This is a genomic window from Paenibacillus planticolens (genome assembly GCF_013141725.1).
GTDB lineage: Bacteria > Bacillota > Bacilli > Paenibacillales > NBRC-103111 > Paenibacillus_E > Paenibacillus_E planticolens.
Window position 1 is genome coordinate 130,088 of the sequence record NZ_WHNZ01000045.1, and the last position, 18,100, is coordinate 148,187.

Below are 18,100 nucleotides of genomic sequence, written 5' to 3' on the forward strand. Positions count from 1 at the left end.
CAAACAAAAAAAATCCTAGCCTAAGCTAGGATTTTCCTCTACACCTTCCAACATTACACCTCAAAAGAGCTCTTCAGCGAAACAATCAGGTTAAACACGAGTTTCTCGCTTGTCGTATACTTCGGATCCACGTTAAAGTAGCCGTGGCGGAAAAACTGGAATTTATCATGCGGCTTCGCTTCCTTCATACCAGCCTCCACGAACCCTTGCACGATTTGCAGCGAGTTCGGGTTCAGGTTTTCCATGAAGGAGGCATTCTCATCCTCTTGGTCATCCAAAATGAGCGGCTCATACAGACGGAACTCCGCCGGCACGGCGCTTTTCGCATCGACCCAGTGGATCGTGCCTTTCACTTTACGGCCTGTAAAGCCGCTGCCGCTCTTCGTCTCTACGTCATACGTACAGTGAAGCTCGATCACTTTACCAGTGTCATCTTTGACGAAATCGTTGCATTTGATAAAGTAAGCATGTTTCAGACGCACTTCATTGCCCGGAAATAAACGGAAATATTTATTCGGCGGATTTTCCATGAAGTCGTCTTGCTCGATGTAGATCTCACGGGAGAATGGAATTTGGCGATGGCCCATTTCCGGGTTCTCCGAATTGTTCTCGGCATCCAGCATTTCAACGCCATCCTCCGGATAGTTGGTGATAACCACTTTAAGCGGATTAAGAATCCCCATCGTGCGGAGCGCCTTCAATTTCAAATCCTCGCGGATAAAATGATCCAGCATCTTGGCATCGACCGTACTGTTGCTGCGGGCAACCCCGATTTCACGGGCAAAGTTCCGAATCGCTTCAGCCGTAAAACCTCTGCGGCGCAGTCCGGAAATGGTCGGCATCCGCGGATCGTCCCAGCCGTCGACAGCTTGTTCGTCCACGAGCTGTTTCAGCTTTCTTTTGCTCATCACAGTGTTCGTGAGATTCAACCGTGCAAATTCATACTGTCTCGGCACATTCGGCATTTCACACTCGCGGATAACCCAGTCGTAGAACGGACGTTGATCCTCGAACTCCAAAGTACAAATGGAATGCGTGACGCCTTCGATCGCATCCTCAATCGGATGAGCGTAAGCGTACATCGGATAGATGCACCAAGTATCCCCTGTATTGTGGTGGTGCGCATGAACGACACGATAGATCACCGGATCACGGAAGTTGATATTCGGCGAGGACATGTCAATCTTCGCGCGAAGCACGCGTTCGCCGTCTTTGAATTCCCCTGCGCGCATGCGCTCGAACAAGCTGAGGTTTTCTTCCACGCTGCGGTCACGGTGCGGGCTGTTGGTGCCGGGTTGTGTCAATGTTCCACGGGTTTCGCGAATTTGCTCCGCCGTTTGATCATCTACATAAGCCAAGCCTTTGCGAATCAAAACCACCGCGCGGTTGTACATTTCCTCGAAATAATTCGAAGCAAAGAAGAGACCGTCCCATTTAAAACCGAGCCATTCGACATCCGCTTTAATGGATTCCACGTATTCCGTATCTTCCTTGACAGGATTCGTATCGTCAAAACGGAGGTTCGCTCGTCCCTTGAACTCATCCGCCAATTCAAAATTTAGAATAATCGACTTCGCATGCCCTATATGAAGGTATCCGTTCGGCTCTGGGGGGAATCGGGTTACGACCTGGCTGACTTTGCCTGAATTCAAATCTTCGATTACAATGTTCTTAATGAAATTGGATGTGGTGCTCGTTGGAGTCTTCGTTTCCATATTGTGCCAGCCTTTCTCCCAGTGGTTAAAGTTTTATTTTCTATCATACACTAAAAGTTACATAAATATAAAGGAGCCCTAGCGATGGAAACATTCGAGCATTATTTGGATAAATACGCAGAACTCGCAATTCGTGTTGGATTAAATGTACAAAAGGATCAAACGGTCGTCATCATGACGCCGATTTCTTGTGCCGACTTCGTCAGGAAGTTGACCAAGAAAGCGTATGATGCCGGTGCCAAAGACGTCGTCATTGATTGGGATGACGATGAAGTGAAGGCGCTTCGTCTGAAGCATGCCCCGGAATCCACACTTCGAGAATACCCGATGTGGCGGGCTAACGGCCTCGAAGAGATGGCCGAGAACGGCGCAGCTTTTTTACAAATTTACGCACCGAATTCCGATTTACTTAAAGATGTAGACCCTGAACGTGTGGCCATTTCCAGCAAAACCGCGGCTACTGCACGCGAAGGCTTCCTAAACTACATGCGCAACAATAAAGTCAGTTGGTTGATGGTCTCTTACCCGACAGCGGAATGGTCCGCTAAAGTATTCCCGGATTTGAGCGAAGCTGAGCGCATTCAGAAGCTTTGGGAGCAGATTTTCAAGCTTACCCGCGTAGACAAAGAGGATCCGGTTGCCGCATGGAACCAGCACATTAAAACCTTGACCGATAAGCAAAACCTGCTGAACAGCAAGAAGTACAAACAACTTCACTTCAAAGCGGAAGGCACCGATCTGTACATCGAGCTTGCACCTAAGCATCAATGGGTTGCCGCAGGAAGCGAAACCGAAAACGGCACCTTCTTCATTCCGAACATCCCAACGGAGGAAGTGTTCACCATGCCTGCCAAAACAGGCACGAACGGAACCGTGCGCAGCACGCTGCCTTTGAGCTATCAAGGCTCCCTTATCGATGGCTTCACGCTCACTTTCGAGAACGGCAAAGTCGTGAAAGCAACCGCCGAAGTTGGGCAAGAAGTGCTGAACAAAATGCTGGATATGGATGAAGGCGCCCGCTACTTAGGCGAAGTCGCACTCGTACCGTTTGATTCGCCGATTTCAAATTCCGGACTGATTTACTACAATACCTTATTCGACGAAAATGCTTCCTGCCACATTGCGTTAGGTAATTCGTACCCTTTCACAATTGAAGGCGGAACTTCTATGAGTCTTGAAGAGCTTGCCCAAAATGGCTTTAATAAAAGTTTAATCCACGTCGATTTCATGATCGGCTCTGCCGACATGGACATTGATGGCCTAGCTGAAGATGGAACGCGCGAGCCTTTATTCCGCAAAGGCAACTGGGTCTAAAAGTCACAAGCCAAAAGCTTAAGCAGCAAGAAGACCGCCAAATCAGGAGCGCAGGCTCCTTAACATGGCGGTCTTTTATTTATTAATGCTCTTCGCGTTTGTGATACCGGTAAGTCTTGACGACAGCAGACTCTTTCAATATCCACCGGCCTTTATGCCATTTCCATACGGAGGTTGCATAACCGAGTGTATCGGCGTTCGCAATACCGGTAATTCGCTGGACACCCTTCAGCTCACAGTTACCGTCGCCCTTCTTATCCACCGGCATCAAGAGACTGTATGCATCCACGCTCACGGTAATCGGTTTGACCACCTTGCCGTTTTTGTATACGCCGAACTTCTCGTAATCGTCTTTGCGGTCTTTGATGTCGATTTTGAACGATTTTCCGGTCGCTTCGATCTTCATTTTCACCACATAGTTATTCTTGAAGGTGGCATGAACCCGAAGCGGCTCAGGCAGCGGAATCGCGGTCGGCACGTTATTTTTCAGCGAATACATGTAAAAGGTTGATAACCCGCCGCTTCCGCCATTTTCCGCAGAGACATAAATTTGAGGCAGCTTCTCCCCGATAAAATCGCAAAACTGCATGTTCGGATTGTATCCCCCTTGCAGAGGGATGACGACCTGCGTCTGACCCGGGCTCGAGACAACAATGAACAGTTTGTCATAGTACGGGCTGTTCATGTCCAACTTGGAACCGACGAGGGCCACATGATCCTTCACTCCGTCGCCGGTCACATCGATATCACGGGTCTGGATGAGCTGCCCTTGCTGCCCCTGCTGTCCGGGCTGGGCTGACGGTGAAGGGGATCGTTCATCGTTCGTTTCCGCTTGGGCTGCGCCCTGCCCTCCGAAAGATAGACAGCCCAGGAGCAGGCCGATCGCCGCTGCTCGCAGAGCTATTTTAGCGCTATTTTGAAACATGTGAATCATCAGACTCCCTTAATCTTGGATTTGAATACGGCTTATTGTTTCAAATTTTCCCAAGATGTATGTATGCGGGAACCTGATGTCTTACAAAACAGGAGGCCGACGATACTTCGTCGCTTGTTCAAAAGCATACCCCAAGGCGAGCAGCTTCCCTTCGCTGAAAGCCCCTGCAGAGAACATAACGCCCATCGGCCCCTCAGCCGTATAGCCGGCAGGTACGTTCAGCAGCGGATAGCCGGCACGGGCGGCAATGTCATAGCCTTCGTCGCCGGGAAATAACAGCGCATCCAACTGATGCTCCGCCAGTACATGATCGATGCCGCGAGCACGGGTAAGCTCCTGATAGGCAGCCAAATTATGGAGATACTCCTCCTCCGTCAGTGTGCCGCTTGTTTCGTCCGACCAAATCAGCGTATTCTGTCCATAGACCAGCGCCTTTTCTGCATTCTCGCTATTGAACGCAATGACCTCCTGCAAAGTATGTACAGGAACGGATGCGTCGAGCTTGGATAAATAGTCGTTGAGATCTTTTTTGAATTCATAGCGCAGCACTTCATAATTCCACTCGGCCTGCTCGCATGGCAGCGATACAGGGTCGATCACAACCGCTCCCTGCTCGCGCAGTGTACCAATGGCCTTTTCGGCAATAAGCCGGGCCTCCTCGCTCAAACCCTTATAGAACCAGCGGGGAATGCCAATTCTTGCCCCTTGCAGACTTTTTGCGTCCAGGAAGGTTATATAGTCGCTCGGACGGCAAACCCCTTCGCTGGCCAAACTCAGGGGGTCCCGCGCATCAACGCCGGTCAGTGCGCCAAGCATCAGCGCTGCATCGGTGACTGTCCGAGACATTGGACCCGGCGTGTCCTGCGAGTGAGAGATCGGAATAATGCCTGTGCGGCTGAGCAATCCCACTGTCGGCTTTAGGCCGACCAAGCTGTTGTGATGCGCAGGATTTACGATGGAACCGGACGTTTCCGTTCCGATAGTCGCTGCCGCGAAGCTGGCTGCGGCCGCTGCGCCGGAGCCCGAGCTGGACCCGCCAACCTCGAACTGCCCCGGTCCGTACGGGTTCAAGACTTGCCCGCCTCGGGAGCTGTAGCCTGACGGCATCGGCCCGGACATGAAGTTGGCCCATTCCGTCATATTCACCTTCCCGAGCAGGACGGCTCCGGACTCCCGCAGCTTGGCGGCGATGAAGGCATCTTCAGCCGCCAGCGATTGTGCCAGCGCCAAAGAACCCGCACTCGTATGCATGCGGTCGCCTGTGTCGATATTATCTTTAAGCAGGATCGGGATGCCATGGAGTGGTCCCCGGCTTCCTTGCCTTTGACGTTCGTCATCAAGCTCTTGTGCGATCCGGAGCGCATCCGGATTGATTTCCAGCACAGCGTTAATACGCTTGTTAAACTTTTCTATTCTTTTCACATACAAAGCAACCAGCTCGGCAGCACGGATTTCCCCCGCTTCCATGGCCTTTTGCATGGTTGTAATATCAGCTTCTACAATCCAGTTATCCGGTTTTTCCGACATATTTGATCGCCTCCTGTAAGATTCGAGACATGACTACCTGAGTTATACTATACTCTTTGTGTGGGTATTTTTGGAATACATTTCAGCGGACATCCTCCGCTCTTCTAAATAAGGCAGGTGATCTCATGCAATTGATCAAACGAATAACGGACAGCGATATGCTGGGCGGCGAGCCTCAATTTATGATCCAGGTATCTCGCTATGCGTCGAGAGGTATTTTGGTCGATAGCCTGATGAATGTTGCGATGATGTACATGTCGGAATCCGATCTTTACAAGCTGCCTGGCGGTGGGATCGAGAATAGCGAACATCCGGAAGCTGCTTTTATACGTGAAATTAAGGAAGAAACAGGGTACGGCGCTGAAATTACGCATGAGCTGGGCATTATTGAGGAACATAAGAACCGCAATGGCTTTATGCAGCTCTCCTACTGCTATATAGCCAAAGCGCATCATCTTTCCAGTGCGCCAACACTGACGGAAAATGAATTGCGGCTGGGAATGTCGTCCGTATGGATGACGCTGGGCCAAGCATTGGAAGCGATGAATGACTCCCTGCACAAATGCCATCGTTATTCGGCGAAATTTATGCTTTTGCGCGATAAAACTATACTTGAGCATGCGATTAACCTTTTCGCCGGACAAGGCAACGCTTATGAAACGTATTGAATCAGTGAGGTGCTATTTTTGAAGATTGACCGTTTGCTTGCCATTACCATGCTGCTATTAAACCGTAGAAGAATAAGCGCAAAGGAACTTTCAGAGCGTTTCGAAGTGTCTTTGCGAACGATATACCGGGACGTAGAAGCCATTAACCAAGCGGGTATTCCTGTCGTATCATTTGCCGGCTTAAGCGGCGGGTACGAAATTATGGACCAGTACCGGTTGGAGCGCCAATTCCTGTCACTGGAAGAGCTGCAATCGATCATCGTCGGGCTAAAAGGGATTCGTTCCACGGTCGGTGACCAGGAAGTCGGCAACCTGCTCGATAAAGTCGGCGCGCTCGTAGCCAAATCGGAGCAAAACACAGCCGCCAGGCTGGACGATCAGCTCATCATTGACATGAACCCGTGGCGGCGAGGCAACGAGGATAAAGAAAAGCTGACTACGCTGCGGAATGCGATTAAGGAATCGAGGCAGATCACTTTTCAGTATGTCTCTTCCCAAAGCGAGCAATCCGTCCGCACAACGGAGCCTATGAGCATCGTAGCCAAGGGATTTGGCTGGTATTTGTACGGATACTGCCTGCTTCGCCAAGATTTCCGCATATTCCGGTTATCCCGTATGAAGGAAATTGAGGTGCTTCCCGAGACGTTTGAACGCCGAACGGAAGCTGTAGGACCGCTGCATTATGGCTGGGGCAAAAGTGACCCCTCTACCCTGATCACCATGGTGCTGCATGCGCAGCAGAGCATTCAGGCGCAGATTGAAGATTACTTCCAGCCGAAGCAGATCGCTTATCAGCCGGACGGCTCCATGCTGATTACCGCCCAACAGCCGGACGAGCCATGGCTGCTAGGCATGCTGCTCGGCTTGGGTCCAGGCGTCCGTGTTCTAGAGCCCGCACATCTGGCGGCAGCCATTAAAGAAAAAGCTGAAAAAATCGTTCAGCTCTATTCATAACCCTGACATTATGCTGTCAGTCGGGTTTGTCTATACTGAGGGTATATCCAATCTAAGGAGGCTTTCCCTATGTTTAGAACAATTCAAGATTTCGTAAATGAATGGAACAATGAATCCCAAGCGACTCAGCGCGTATTCGACACACTGACCGATGCATCCCTTACCCAACAAATCGCGCCGGACTTCCGCCCACTCGGGCAGCTGGCTTGGCACATCGCCACAACCATCCATGAAATGACTTCCCGCATGGGACTCTCCTTTGAAGCGCCCGAAGGCGAAGAGCATGCGCCTTCCTCCGCCAAAACCATCGCCGATGCCTACCGCGCCCAAGCGGCTGCACTGACGAACGCCATCCAGTCCCAGTGGACAGATGCGAAGCTGGCGGAGTCCACCGACATGTATGGCGAAACGTGGCTGAATGCGACAACACTGCGAATCTTTATCTCGCACGAAATTCACCACCGCGGTGAAATGATCGTGCTGATGCGTCAAGCTGGCTTGCGCGTGCCGGATATATACGGACCGACTCGCGAGGATTGGCTGGAACGTGGGATGCAGCCGCTTATCTAATAACAACTCAAGCCTTGCGGCCTTCCATCAGCTATAATGGAAGAAAACCCCAAGGAGGAGTCGTATGCGCAATCAAACCGTTATCGTCACCGGCGCCAATTCCGGCATGGGACTGGCTACGACCGTGGAGCTCGCCCGCAAGGGCGCGCATGTGATTATGCTGTGCCGCAGCCGCCAAAGAGGCGAGCTGGCGCTTGCCGAAGCACTCCGTCAGAGCGGGTCCGAGCTGATCGAGCTGATGCTCTGCGATCTAGGCGAACTAGCCAGCATTCGCGCTTTCGCTGACGCCTTCCTCGCCAAGCACAGAGTTCTGGACGTGCTGGTGAACAACGCAGGCGTCGTCACCGTGAAACGGCAAACCACGTCGGACGGCTTCGAAGCGATGACCGGCGTTAACCACCTGGGCCACTTCCTGCTGACCCGGCTCTTGTTGGAAGCCATCCTCCGCGCCCCGCAAGGGCGGATCGTCAATGTGTCCTCCGGCGCCCACAAAATAGGGCGCTTCGATTTCGACAACACCTACCTGACCCGGGGGTTCAGTGTGTGGAGAGGCTACGCGCAGTCCAAAATCGCGAATATTTGGTTCACGCGCGAGCTGGCCAAGCGGCTGGCCGGCACAGCCGTAACGGTCAACGCGCTGCATCCGGGCGCGGTCGGCACGAATATCGGTGTCGATCGGGACACCGGGTTCGGCAAGGCCGTTCACCGATTGCTCCGGCCTTTTTTCCTGACGCCGGCGCAGGGCGCGGAGACGGCCATCTATTTGGCATCCAGTCCGGATGTGCGCACAGTGAGTGGCGAATATTTTTACAAGAAGAAGATTGCCCCTGTTTCGGACAGAGCCAAGGATGATGAATGGGCCGCACGCTTTTGGGCATGGAGTGAGCGGGAAGTCGGGTTGGACGGCGGCTAGCCGTTGCGCTTGGGACAAGCGGAAGAAAACCCAAAACAAAAGGACGAACCGATCCCTACCAAGGGGCGTTCGTCCTTTTTATTTTTGGGCTGAATTCCGAGTTGCAACTGTGTACTTTTTCCGCCAAACATGTTATTATTGTTTTACGTAATTACGTATTTACGTATTTAAAAAATAAAAAAGAGGTGATCCTTTTGACTGAAACAAGGGATTATGGAGCCGAACTCGATGCGATGCGCGATCAACTGAACAAACTGCAGCAGCTGATGGAAGCGTACAACATGCCCGCAAGGGAACAATCGAACAGGATGATTAAGCAGCACTTGCAGCAGGAGCAAGAGCAGCCGACGGACAAAAAACGAGGCGGAGTTTACTACTCGGGGCAGTTTCAAAACGGGCAATCCCAATACCGGTGGGAGCCCCAGGAGAGAGGAGTGGACCAGCTTCTCGAGCTGGACGGCGATAAAGCCGCCAAAATCCTTGCCGCTTTAGGCCATAAGCAGCGGTTGGATATTTTAAGAACGGTTTTGCAGGAGCCGCTGACGGGGCCTGAGCTCGTCGAACGATTGAACATGGGCACAACGGGACAGCTTTATCATCATATGAAGGCCCTCGCTGGAGCCGACCTCTTAGTGCAGGAGGAAAGAGGCGGCAAATACGCCATCCCCGGTCATCGCGTGCTTCCGCTGCTGCTGCTGTTTGCAGCCGCATCGGATTTTATAGATACCAGCGACTACTTGGATATGTTCGAGGTTCGAAATGATGCGCGTTCCTACTTAGGAGATACCTCCGAAGCCGGCGAAACCTACGATCCACATTATTTGCTGTGGGCCGTGGTGGAGAACTCCCTTTTGGAGCATCTGCATGGCACCTGCACTGAGATTCAGCTCTTCCTGCACCGGAACGGCAGCATGACCGTAGCCGACAACGGCCGGGGCATCCCCGTGCAAGCTCTGCCGGACCAGCAGCCCCGCGTTCAAGCTGTGCTCACGGACATGAGCCGCCTAAGCGCAAGCGCTTCTTTCCTGGCCCCCGGCGGTGAAAAGGGCATCAGCATGCCGATCGTCAACGCACTGTCCCGCAGTCTAACGGTCGAAATTCGGCGTGAGGGCAAAGTGTTCGAGCAGCACTACAAACATGGCATCCCGCAAAGCGAGCTGCAGACCGTCGGCATCACCAAAGAGACCGGCACCCGTCTAACGTTCCTGCCGGATCGGGACATTTTTGGCAGAAGCTTCGAGCTTCCTGTCCTCCAAAAACAAGCAGCCGAGCTTTCAGCGCTGTATCCGAAGCTAAAGCTTCAAGTGCTGACCGACTAAAGGCATCGACCGCTGCAATTAATGAGAAAATCTCTTCTCGATTTTCTTACTTAACACCATTGAAACCCCTACGAATAGGACCACATAGAGAAGCCTGAATGGATTCTCGATAAACCGGTGAATATCATAGCCGATAAAAGAAACCGACATGACCATAACCGCTTTGCCGGCAAGAACCGCAACGAGAAACGAACGGAATCTCATTCCGACTAGCCCAGCCGCCATATTGATAACGACGAACGGACCGACTGGAAAAAGACTAAGCAGGAACACATAATTAAAAGCCTGCCGGCGAGCCCAAACCAGACTTTTCTGCACCTTGGGCTTTTGTGACCACCGCACTAAGTAGGGATGGCCAGCCACTTTTTTTACAATCGCAAAGGTGACCAAACAGCCGCCCACAATCCCGATCCATGAGTACAAAAAGCCGAGCCACAGCCCATATACTGCCGCGTTAACGCTAATAATGACAAGCGTCGGCAGAGGCGGAACGAACGATTTCATAAAAGGAAGAAGAAGGCCGGGTAAAGGGCCCAGCGACCGGTATTTATCGACCAGCATGGCCAAATTCTCTTCCGTCATATAGGACAAAAGCTCTGTCAATCCCATAGGGGACACACCTACTTTGCTTGCAATAATGAATGGCGGAAGCTCCGCCGTCTATAGGCATGATAGCACATTCTGCAAGACATGAGCACTTTTGAGTGAAGATGAGCTGGCGGAGCCATAAAAGTGAAAGAGCCCTCAACCATGTTGGTTGGGGGCTTTGATGAACCATTGGCTGCTTCAGACACGTGTTAGGCTATGATTAGGCGTAACGCGGGATTTTGGAGGCTACATCCTCACGCCTCGAGCGGGCTCACCGCCTCATGGAGCAGCTGCTCCAGCTCGGCGGTGTAAGCCGCACGCTGCGCTTCGTCCCAGCCGAAGCGCTCCGCCATGAAGGCGACCGCAGGCGCCTTCCACTGCCGTGCCCACGCGATATCGAAGAAGAGGGCCCCCGTGCGGCGGATGAAGAAATCCGCCGGCTTCACAGCCATCTCGCACTCGATCGCGTACACGAGCGCAGCGAGCACAGCGGCGGGCATCCCCCGGTATGCCGCCTCATCCCAGTACTGCGCCAGCAGCTCGAACACGGCATCCACGTTGGAGCCGTACCGCCGCGCCAGCAGCGCAGCTTCGGCATACGTCAGCCCCAGCCGCTGGCCTTGGCTGACCTTGCTCTGCAAGAACGGCTCCAGCCTCACGGAGCCGCCGACATCGCCGCCGGAAATCGGCAGCGTGCGGGTACGGCTCGGCGTCAGCTCAGCCGCCGAGGCCGCTCCCTCCGCCACCAGCATGGCGGCGATTTGGTCCACGACCGTCTCCGCCATCTTGCGGTAGCCGGTCAGCTTGCCCCCGGCCATCGAGATGAGGCCGGAGTCCGATACGAAGATTTCATCGCGGCGCGAAATCTCGGAAGGATCTTTGCCCTCCTGGTGGATCAGCGGGCGCAGCCCGGTCCAGCTCGACTCGACGTCAGCCTCCGTCAACCCGAGGGTCGGGAACATCTCGTTGGCGGCTCGCAGCACATACGCGCGATCCGCCTTCGTAATCCGGGGATTCACGATATCCCCTGTATAGTTCGTGTCCGTGGTCCCCACGTAGGTTTTACCGTCACGCGGAATAGCGAACACCATCCGCCCGTCCGGCGTATCAAAATAAACCGCCTGCCGCAGCGGAAACTTGCTCTGATCGAACACCAAATGCACGCCTTTGGTCAGATGGAGCGTTTTGCCCTTCTTGGAACGGTCCATTTCGCGCAGCGTATCCACCCAAGGACCAGCCGCATTCACGATCTTACCCGCATACAACGAGTAAGACGGCTTTTCTCCCGAGCCGTTTCCGCCGAGCTGATCAGCCACCCGAACGCCAATCAGCTTGCCATTTTCGACAAGCAGCTCCTCCACCTTGGCGTAATTCACAGCTTGAGCTCCCAACTCCACGGCTTTTTTCATAACCTCGATCGTCAGCCGCGCATCGTCCGTCCGATATTCCACATAATAGCCGCCGCCTCGCAGGTCTTTCTTTTTCAAAAGAGGCTCATGACCCAGCGTTTCCTGAGGACTGAACATTTTGCGGCGCTCCGCTCGTTTGACTCCCGCTAAGAAATCATAGACCCTTAAACCAAGGGATGTAGACAGCTTGCCGAACGTTCCCCCTTTATAAAAAGGCAGCAGCATCCACTCCGGCGTCGTCACATGCGGACCATTTTCGTACACAATCGCCCGCTCTTTGCCCACTTCAGCAACCACTTTCACATCCAGCTGCTTCAAATAACGCAGTCCCCCGTGCACAAGCTTCGTCGACCGGCTCGACGTCCCTGCAGCAAAATCTTGCATGTCAATAAGCGCCGTACGAAGTCCTCTGCTTTGCGCATCGAGCGCAATACCCGCTCCGGTTATCCCCCCGCCGATTACAATTAGATCAAATGTCTGCTCCGACATGCTTTGCAGGATGTCATTTCTTTTTAACCCGCTAAAGTTGTGTGCCATCTCTGTCATCTCTGTCATCCCAATCTCTCCCCTCGAATTATGAAAATAAAAGCCATAACAGACCTAGACACGTTTATTACGTGCAGGTCGCCATGGCTTCTCCCAGTCTCCAACCGAATATTAACTTGTTATAAAAGATATCATTGCCCAATCATTTAAAAGCCATCGCGGCTCCAACCGCTTTTTTCCAACCGCCGTAAAGCTTTTCCTGCCGCTCAGCATCCATCGCAGGCTCAAAAGCCTCATCCACCTGCCACTGCGCGGCAATCTCCGCCTGGTCCTTCCAAAAGCCAACCGCCAGCCCAGCCAAAAAAGCTGCGCCCAGCGCCGTTGTCTCACTAATGACCGGACGTTCTACCGTAACGCCCAGCATGTCGCTTTGGAACTGCATGAGGAAATTGTTTTTCACCACTCCCCCATCGACCCGCAGCTTCGTCAGCTCAATGCCGGAATCGTCCTCCATCGCCTGCAGCACATCCTTCGTTTGATAAGCAAGGGATTCGAGCGTAGCCCGGATAAAATGCTCCTTCGACGTCCCGCGTGTCAGCCCGAAAACTGCGCCGCGCACGTCACTATCCCAGTAAGGCGTACCCAGACCTACAAAAGCCGGAACGACATACACGCCGTCCGTCGACTCCACGCGCTGCGCATAGGCCTCGCTGTCTTGAGCCGTTTCGATCATCCGCAGCCCGTCACGCAGCCACTGAATCGCCGAGCCCGCTACAAAAATACTGCCTTCCAGCGCGTATTCGACCTTCCCGTTCAGCCCCCAAGCAATGGTCGTCAAAAGACCGCTGCGCGACGGTATCGCGTAATTTCCCGTGTTCATCAGCATAAAACAGCCCGTGCCATAGGTGTTCTTGGCCATCCCTTTTTCAAAGCAAGCCTGCCCGAACAACGCCGCCTGCTGATCCCCAGCCGCACCCGCGATCGGAATCGCCGAGCCGAAAAAGAGGCTCTCCAACGTATGTCCATACACCTCCGAAGAAGAACGAACCTCCGGCAGCATGGAAGCCGGAATGTCCAGATGGCCAAGCAGCTCTTCATCCCACTTCAGCTCGTGAATGTTATACAGCAGCGTTCGCGAAGCGTTGGAATAGTCCGTTACGTGCGCTTTGCCGCCGGTCAGTTTCCAGATCAGCCAGGTGTCCATCGTGCCAAACAGCAGATCGCCCTGCTCGGCCTTCGCTCTGGCTCCTTCTACGTGATCGAGAATCCATTTGATTTTGGTCCCCGAGAAATAAGCGTCAATTAAAAGTCCTGTACGTTCCCGAAAAAGGTCGCTAAGCCCCTGCTCTTTGAGCGCTTCGCAAATTTCGGCCGTCTGCCGCGACTGCCATACGATCGCATGATAAACCGGCATTCCGGTGTGCCGATCCCAGACAACCGCCGTTTCCCGTTGGTTGGTGATGCCGATACCCGCGATTTCCGCCGGCTGCACCCCCGATTCCGACACAACCGCCGCCATCACGCCCTGAATCGACAACCATATTTCATTCGCATCATGCTCAACCCAGCCCGGCTTCGGAAAATGCTGCTTAAACTCCATCTGCGCCGTGTGCACGATGCTCCCTTTTTGATTGAACAAAATCGCTCTGGAACTAGTCGTTCCCTGATCAAGCGAAAGAATATAGGAAGCGGCTGCTGCCATTAGTCATACCTCCAAAAGTTAGGATCGCCCTTGATAATGCTGCCACAGCTCCGTATTCGAAGTCGTAACGGCTGTCGCTCCGGCCTCCAACGCCTGCTCTACATCCCCCACTGAACGAATGAGTCCTCCTGCAAAAATAGGAATGCCCGAACGCTCCTTCACTTCTTTAATAATGTGCGGAATGATGCCGGGAAGCACCTCGATGTAATCTGGCTGCGTTCTCTCCAGAAGGGTGTAGCTTTTTTCAAGTGCGCTGCTGTCAAGGAGAAACAGCCGCTGAATGGCGATGAGCCCATTCTGTTTCGTCTTCGTAATGACCGTCCCCCGCGTAGAAATGATCCCGGCAGGGCGAATGCTTTGGCACAGAAACTCAGCCGCATATTCGTCGTTTTTGAGTCCTTCAATTAAATCCGCGTGCAGCAGCAGCTTTTTGCCGTTTGCCCGGCCCAGATCTACAATATTTTTCAACTGTCCGATATGGCTGTCCAGCAGCACGATATAGGTATAAGAGGATTTCAGCAGCTTCTCCAAATCCTTCATTTTGCGAATCGCCGGTAAAATCCGTTGCTTCTGCAAAGACAAGCTCATCATCTCCGTTCATTCTTCGTGTGCGCGCCCCTGCGGGTTTAGACAACAAAAAACTCACGAAAAGATGTACCAATTATATGCAATTGGCATCCTCCGTGAGTCTCCTGTTCTCCGTCACATGTTATTAACTTACTTCTCATTCTACTGACACCTGCTTCGCCTGTCAATGAGAACAGTACCCATTTCAGTTATGTTGACAGCGCCTTGCGTACGGCTAAAATGTATTTCGATTGGTCGAGCGGATTTACGCCCCTCCGCCTGCGCTCCGCATGTACGTCCGGCGGACTCGGCTGATAACCGCCGAACGACGACGTAATGACACCCCGGCCGCCGGACATCGCGCTGAGCTTCACCGGATAGTCCAGCGAAGTGGCAACGGGCAGCCGGCCCTCTACCACGAACCGGTCGCCGCTAATCTCCGGCGGATCGAAGCTCGCCCGCATCTGTACCAAATCGCTGAGCACCTTCCCCCCGTATGCCTCGGGAACCGTAATCCGAACTTGCAGCATCGGCTCGAGCAGCGTCGTCCCGGTCTGCGCTAAGCCTTGCATAAGGCCCATCGGGGTGGCGACGGCAAAATCGAGCGGATGCGTATGCCACACATGGTGTTCGCCGTAGGTGAGAGTTACCTTAAGGTCGGTAACTTCCCAACCGAGCAGACCCTGCTGCAGCGCCTCCGGTACGCGGCGCTCCACCTCGCTCTGGTACTGCGCCAGCAGCTGATCGGCGCGTACTTGCGACGCGTAGACGAAACCGCTGCCCGGAGCACCCGGCTCGATGCGAAAGCGCAAAATGGCCCAGCACGGCTTGGGCATCGTATAAGCGATGAAGCCTTCGCCCGGCTGCGAAGGCGTTTCTTTATAAATGACGGAAGGCTGATCGAACCTTGCCTGCAGTCCAAAACGGGAAGCCAGAAGGCTCGTCAAAATCTCCAATTGGATCGCGCCCATCACCTTCACGTGCAGCTCGCGTTCCTCCTGCAGCCATTGGAGGTCGAGCAGCGGATCCTCGTCCGTAAGCTCTTGCAGCGCGGCGACGAGCGCCGGGTACTGCGCATCGCTCTCTGCATGCACCTGCACGGTCAGCAGGGGCACCGCGAGCCGCGGAGCCGGCGGTACAGCGTCAGGGCAGCCCAGCACGTCGCCGATCCGCACCTGCGTCAATCCGCAGACGGCCGCGATATCGCCCGCCGCGACAAAACCGATATCTTCGGCGCGGCGCCCGTCGATTTTGCGAATCTGGGTCACCTTCTCCTCCACGCCCTGCGTGGCGTTGAGCACGGTGTCCCGGTTGCGGATCGCCCCCTCGTAGAGGCGGACGTATGCCATTCTGCCCATGGTCTTGTCCCGCTCGACCTTGAACACCACGGCCGAAAGCGGCTGCTCTGCGCTGCCGCCCGGCCCGGGTAAATAATCGAGGATGGCTTCCATCAGTTCCTCGATGCCAAGCCCTTTGCTCGATGCTCCCACGAGCAAAGGATAAGCCAGCCCCTGCCGCGCGTATCGCTGCAGGGCTGCTTTGACTTCGCGTGCCGGGATGGGCACGCCTTCGATGTAGCTCGCGAGCAGGTGCTCGTCGAGCTCGGACAGCTTTTCGACCGCTGCCGCTAGGTCGAAGCCGGGCGCCTGCGCGCCCTCTTGGAACACGCTCGCCGCGCCGCGGAACGTGTCTTCGGTGCCGAGCGGCGCATAGATCGGCACCGCCATGCCCGTGAGCTGCTTGTGAATGTCGCGCAGCACCCTCTCGGCGTCGGCGCCGACGCGGTCCATTTTATTCACGTACAGCAGAGTTGGAATCTTGAGCGACTGAAGCGCATGCCAGATCATCTCCGTCTGCGACTGCACGCCTTCAACCGCGGAAACAATCAGAATCGCCCCGTCCATTACTCGTAGGGAGCGCTCCACCTCCGATAGGAAGTCTACGTGTCCTGGGGTATCTACCACATTAATAGACGTATCCTTCCATGTAAAAGAGGTCGTCGCACTGCGCACCGAAATACCGCGCTCCCGCTCCACATCCATGGAATCCGTTTGCGCGGTGCCGCTATCCACACTGCCTAGGGCGCGGATTCTCCCGCTATGATACAGCAGATGCTCAGTCGTCGTCGTTTTACCCGCGTCTACGTGGGCGAAAATTCCCACATTTCTTCGCGGAATTCGTAGCTCCTTGCCCTTTTCGTCGGTCATTGAAGTGCTCTGCTCCTTCTATTTACCAGTCTTTGTCCTCCTATTATACTTGAAGAACAGACACCAATGAATCCTTATACCAGAAGTACATCTGCCCACAACAATCAAAGCGACTTTCAAGGAGGCAAGCTGCTATGACGGACAATGCTCATTCTGATGAACAAGATCCATCTGTTTCAACACACACAGCCATCCTGCTTCATAAGGAACATCCAGCCATCCTAGCGCTTTCTGAGGCCGACAGCCGATTAGCCTGCCTCATCCGCCTTGTCGGCGAACTGACTTTGACACCAAGCTCCTCTCCCTTCGAGTCGCTGGCCATGTCAATTATTTCCCAACAGCTCTCCGCTAAAGCGGCAGCGACCATTAAGGCCAGAGTGAAGCTTATCGTACCGGAGTTCACGCCTGAGCTGATCCTTGCCGCAGATGAAGTTGCCATCCGGCAGTGCGGGGTCTCCTTCCCTAAGATCCGCTACATTCGCGATCTCAGCAGCAAAATTTTGGCCGGAGAGGTGCGTCTGGACTCTTTGCAGGAGCTGGATAACGCCGAACTTCTGAAACAGCTCACAAGTGTCAAAGGCATTGGCGTATGGACAGCCGAAATGTTCATGATTTTCGCCTTAGGCAGACCGGACGTCATGTCCGTCGGCGATGCCGGCCTCCAGCGTGCTGCCCGCTGGCTTCACCAGCTGGAAGAGCGCAAAGACGGCAACTATTTGGCGCAAATCGCACCGCCATGGACCCCCTACCGCAGCTTCGCTTCCCTCTTTTTATGGCGAGCCGTCGATATGGGCTTCGTGGACTCCGGCCTTCCGGTGGAGGATTGTCTGAATGCGAGCCTCGCTTGAGCATGCTGTTATAGGCTAGGCGGTCCCACGGTAGCGTTTCAGACTTTCAAAATCGGTAGAGAGGGGCCTCTCCCTTGCGTTTAGCTTGTTTTACAGCGTTATTGAGGGCAATTTGCGGTTTTGGCGTAAGTTAGCGATGAAAACGGCGTTACAGAGTGACTTAGTGTTAAGGAAGCAGTTGGAAAAAAAGTGAGACGTCCTTTTCGGACGTCTCACAGAGATTTCACCACACAAACGCTGTTGAGAGGGCCTTTTTCGACCTCTCGCGGGACAAAATCGCGCTTTCTCATGCTCTTTCTCATCTGAGAAGTCCTTTTCGGACGTCTCACAGAGATTTCACCACACAAACGCTGCTGAGAGAGCTTTTTTCGGCCTCTCG

The 18,100-nt window shown here is 53.8% G+C and carries 15 protein-coding genes; 7 read left to right on the forward strand and 8 right to left on the reverse strand.

Annotated features, from left to right (window positions below; genetic code table 11):
- Positions 1-53 precede the first annotated feature (53 nt).
- The gene (locus GC097_RS21745; protein WP_171685398.1) at positions 54-1,715 is read right to left on the reverse strand and encodes a glutamine--tRNA ligase/YqeY domain fusion protein; all 1,662 of its coding nucleotides are present in this window, start codon (positions 1,713-1,715) and stop codon (positions 54-56) included.
- Positions 1,716-1,799: 84 nt separating this feature from the next.
- Here GC097_RS21745 and GC097_RS21750 point away from each other — a divergent pair, with 84 nt between their 5' ends.
- Positions 1,800-3,029: an aminopeptidase gene (locus tag GC097_RS21750; protein WP_171685399.1), complete on the forward strand. Its 1,230-nt coding sequence runs from the start codon at positions 1,800-1,802 to the stop codon at positions 3,027-3,029.
- An 82-nt stretch (positions 3,030-3,111) separates the two neighbouring features.
- Here the strand turns inward: GC097_RS21750 and GC097_RS21755 are convergent, their stop codons facing one another.
- Positions 3,112-3,954 (reverse strand): YybI family spore inner coat protein, encoded by an 843-nt coding sequence (locus tag GC097_RS21755; RefSeq protein WP_171685400.1) that lies wholly within the window; start codon positions 3,952-3,954, stop codon positions 3,112-3,114.
- A 90-nt stretch (positions 3,955-4,044) separates the two neighbouring features.
- Complete coding sequence (locus tag GC097_RS21760) at positions 4,045-5,490, reverse strand: amidase family protein (protein WP_171685401.1); 1,446 nt, start codon at positions 5,488-5,490, stop codon at positions 4,045-4,047.
- Between the two features lie 125 nt (positions 5,491-5,615).
- On the opposite strand from GC097_RS21760, the gene GC097_RS21765 reads away from it, so the two are divergent.
- The 5 genes from GC097_RS21765 to GC097_RS21785 all read left to right on the forward strand — a co-directional run bounded on the left by GC097_RS21765 (position 5,616) and on the right by GC097_RS21785 (position 9,914).
- Positions 5,616-6,158: an NUDIX hydrolase gene (locus GC097_RS21765; protein ID WP_171685402.1), complete on the forward strand. Its 543-nt coding sequence runs from the start codon at positions 5,616-5,618 to the stop codon at positions 6,156-6,158.
- An 18-nt stretch (positions 6,159-6,176) separates the two neighbouring features.
- A complete protein-coding gene (locus tag GC097_RS21770) occupies positions 6,177-7,112 on the forward strand; it encodes a helix-turn-helix transcriptional regulator (RefSeq protein WP_246294390.1) in 936 nt (311 codons plus the stop codon).
- A 69-nt stretch (positions 7,113-7,181) separates the two neighbouring features.
- The gene (locus tag GC097_RS21775) at positions 7,182-7,682 is read left to right on the forward strand and encodes a DinB family protein (protein ID WP_171685403.1); all 501 of its coding nucleotides are present in this window, start codon (positions 7,182-7,184) and stop codon (positions 7,680-7,682) included.
- A 64-nt stretch (positions 7,683-7,746) separates the two neighbouring features.
- On the forward strand, positions 7,747-8,595 hold the full coding sequence (locus tag GC097_RS21780) for an SDR family oxidoreductase (protein ID WP_171685404.1): 849 nt from the start codon (positions 7,747-7,749) through the stop codon (positions 8,593-8,595).
- A 233-nt stretch (positions 8,596-8,828) separates the two neighbouring features.
- The gene (locus GC097_RS21785; RefSeq protein ID WP_171685588.1) at positions 8,829-9,914 is read left to right on the forward strand and encodes an ATP-binding protein; all 1,086 of its coding nucleotides are present in this window, start codon (positions 8,829-8,831) and stop codon (positions 9,912-9,914) included.
- A gap of 18 nt (positions 9,915-9,932) precedes the next feature.
- On the opposite strand, the gene GC097_RS21790 is transcribed toward GC097_RS21785, so the two are convergent.
- From GC097_RS21790 to GC097_RS21810, 5 genes are all read right to left on the reverse strand, one after another.
- Positions 9,933-10,523 (reverse strand): TVP38/TMEM64 family protein, encoded by a 591-nt coding sequence (locus tag GC097_RS21790; protein ID WP_171685405.1) that lies wholly within the window; start codon positions 10,521-10,523, stop codon positions 9,933-9,935.
- 233 nt (positions 10,524-10,756) lie between these two features.
- The gene (locus GC097_RS21795) at positions 10,757-12,448 is read right to left on the reverse strand and encodes a glycerol-3-phosphate dehydrogenase/oxidase (RefSeq protein WP_171685589.1); all 1,692 of its coding nucleotides are present in this window, start codon (positions 12,446-12,448) and stop codon (positions 10,757-10,759) included.
- A gap of 151 nt (positions 12,449-12,599) precedes the next feature.
- Entirely contained in the window at positions 12,600-14,099 is a 1,500-nt protein-coding gene (gene glpK, locus GC097_RS21800) for a glycerol kinase GlpK (protein WP_171685406.1), read from the reverse strand.
- A gap of 18 nt (positions 14,100-14,117) precedes the next feature.
- Entirely contained in the window at positions 14,118-14,681 is a 564-nt protein-coding gene (locus GC097_RS21805; RefSeq protein WP_171685407.1) for a glycerol-3-phosphate responsive antiterminator, read from the reverse strand.
- A gap of 194 nt (positions 14,682-14,875) precedes the next feature.
- On the reverse strand, positions 14,876-16,873 hold the full coding sequence (locus tag GC097_RS21810; RefSeq protein WP_171685408.1) for a GTP-binding protein: 1,998 nt from the start codon (positions 16,871-16,873) through the stop codon (positions 14,876-14,878).
- Between the two features lie 134 nt (positions 16,874-17,007).
- Here GC097_RS21810 and GC097_RS21815 point away from each other — a divergent pair, with 134 nt between their 5' ends.
- Positions 17,008-17,721, forward strand: a complete 714-nt coding sequence (locus tag GC097_RS21815) for a DNA-3-methyladenine glycosylase family protein (protein ID WP_171685409.1) — start codon at positions 17,008-17,010, stop codon at positions 17,719-17,721.
- Positions 17,722-18,100: the final 379 nt, after the last annotated feature.

Bases quoted from the DNA above. Each gene is read 5' to 3' on its own strand.
- GC097_RS21760 (WP_171685401.1), bottom strand. From the start codon at position 5,490: ATGTCGGAAAAACCGGATAACTGGATTGTAGAAGCTGATATTACAACC.
- GC097_RS21790 (WP_171685405.1), bottom strand. From the start codon at position 10,523: ATGGGATTGACAGAGCTTTTGTCCTATATGACGGAAGAGAATTTGGCC.
- GC097_RS21810 (WP_171685408.1), bottom strand. From the start codon at position 16,873: ATGACCGACGAAAAGGGCAAGGAGCTACGAATTCCGCGAAGAAATGTG.
- GC097_RS21795 (WP_171685589.1), bottom strand. From the start codon at position 12,448: ATGGCACACAACTTTAGCGGGTTAAAAAGAAATGACATCCTGCAAAGC.
- GC097_RS21780 (WP_171685404.1), top strand. From the start codon at position 7,747: ATGCGCAATCAAACCGTTATCGTCACCGGCGCCAATTCCGGCATGGGA.
- glpK (WP_171685406.1), bottom strand. From the start codon at position 14,099: ATGGCAGCAGCCGCTTCCTATATTCTTTCGCTTGATCAGGGAACGACT.
- GC097_RS21775 (WP_171685403.1), top strand. From the start codon at position 7,182: ATGTTTAGAACAATTCAAGATTTCGTAAATGAATGGAACAATGAATCC.
- GC097_RS21750 (WP_171685399.1), top strand. From the start codon at position 1,800: ATGGAAACATTCGAGCATTATTTGGATAAATACGCAGAACTCGCAATT.
- GC097_RS21745 (WP_171685398.1), bottom strand. From the start codon at position 1,715: ATGGAAACGAAGACTCCAACGAGCACCACATCCAATTTCATTAAGAAC.
- GC097_RS21765 (WP_171685402.1), top strand. From the start codon at position 5,616: ATGCAATTGATCAAACGAATAACGGACAGCGATATGCTGGGCGGCGAG.
- GC097_RS21785 (WP_171685588.1), top strand. From the start codon at position 8,829: ATGCGCGATCAACTGAACAAACTGCAGCAGCTGATGGAAGCGTACAAC.
- GC097_RS21815 (WP_171685409.1), top strand. From the start codon at position 17,008: ATGACGGACAATGCTCATTCTGATGAACAAGATCCATCTGTTTCAACA.
- GC097_RS21755 (WP_171685400.1), bottom strand. From the start codon at position 3,954: ATGTTTCAAAATAGCGCTAAAATAGCTCTGCGAGCAGCGGCGATCGGC.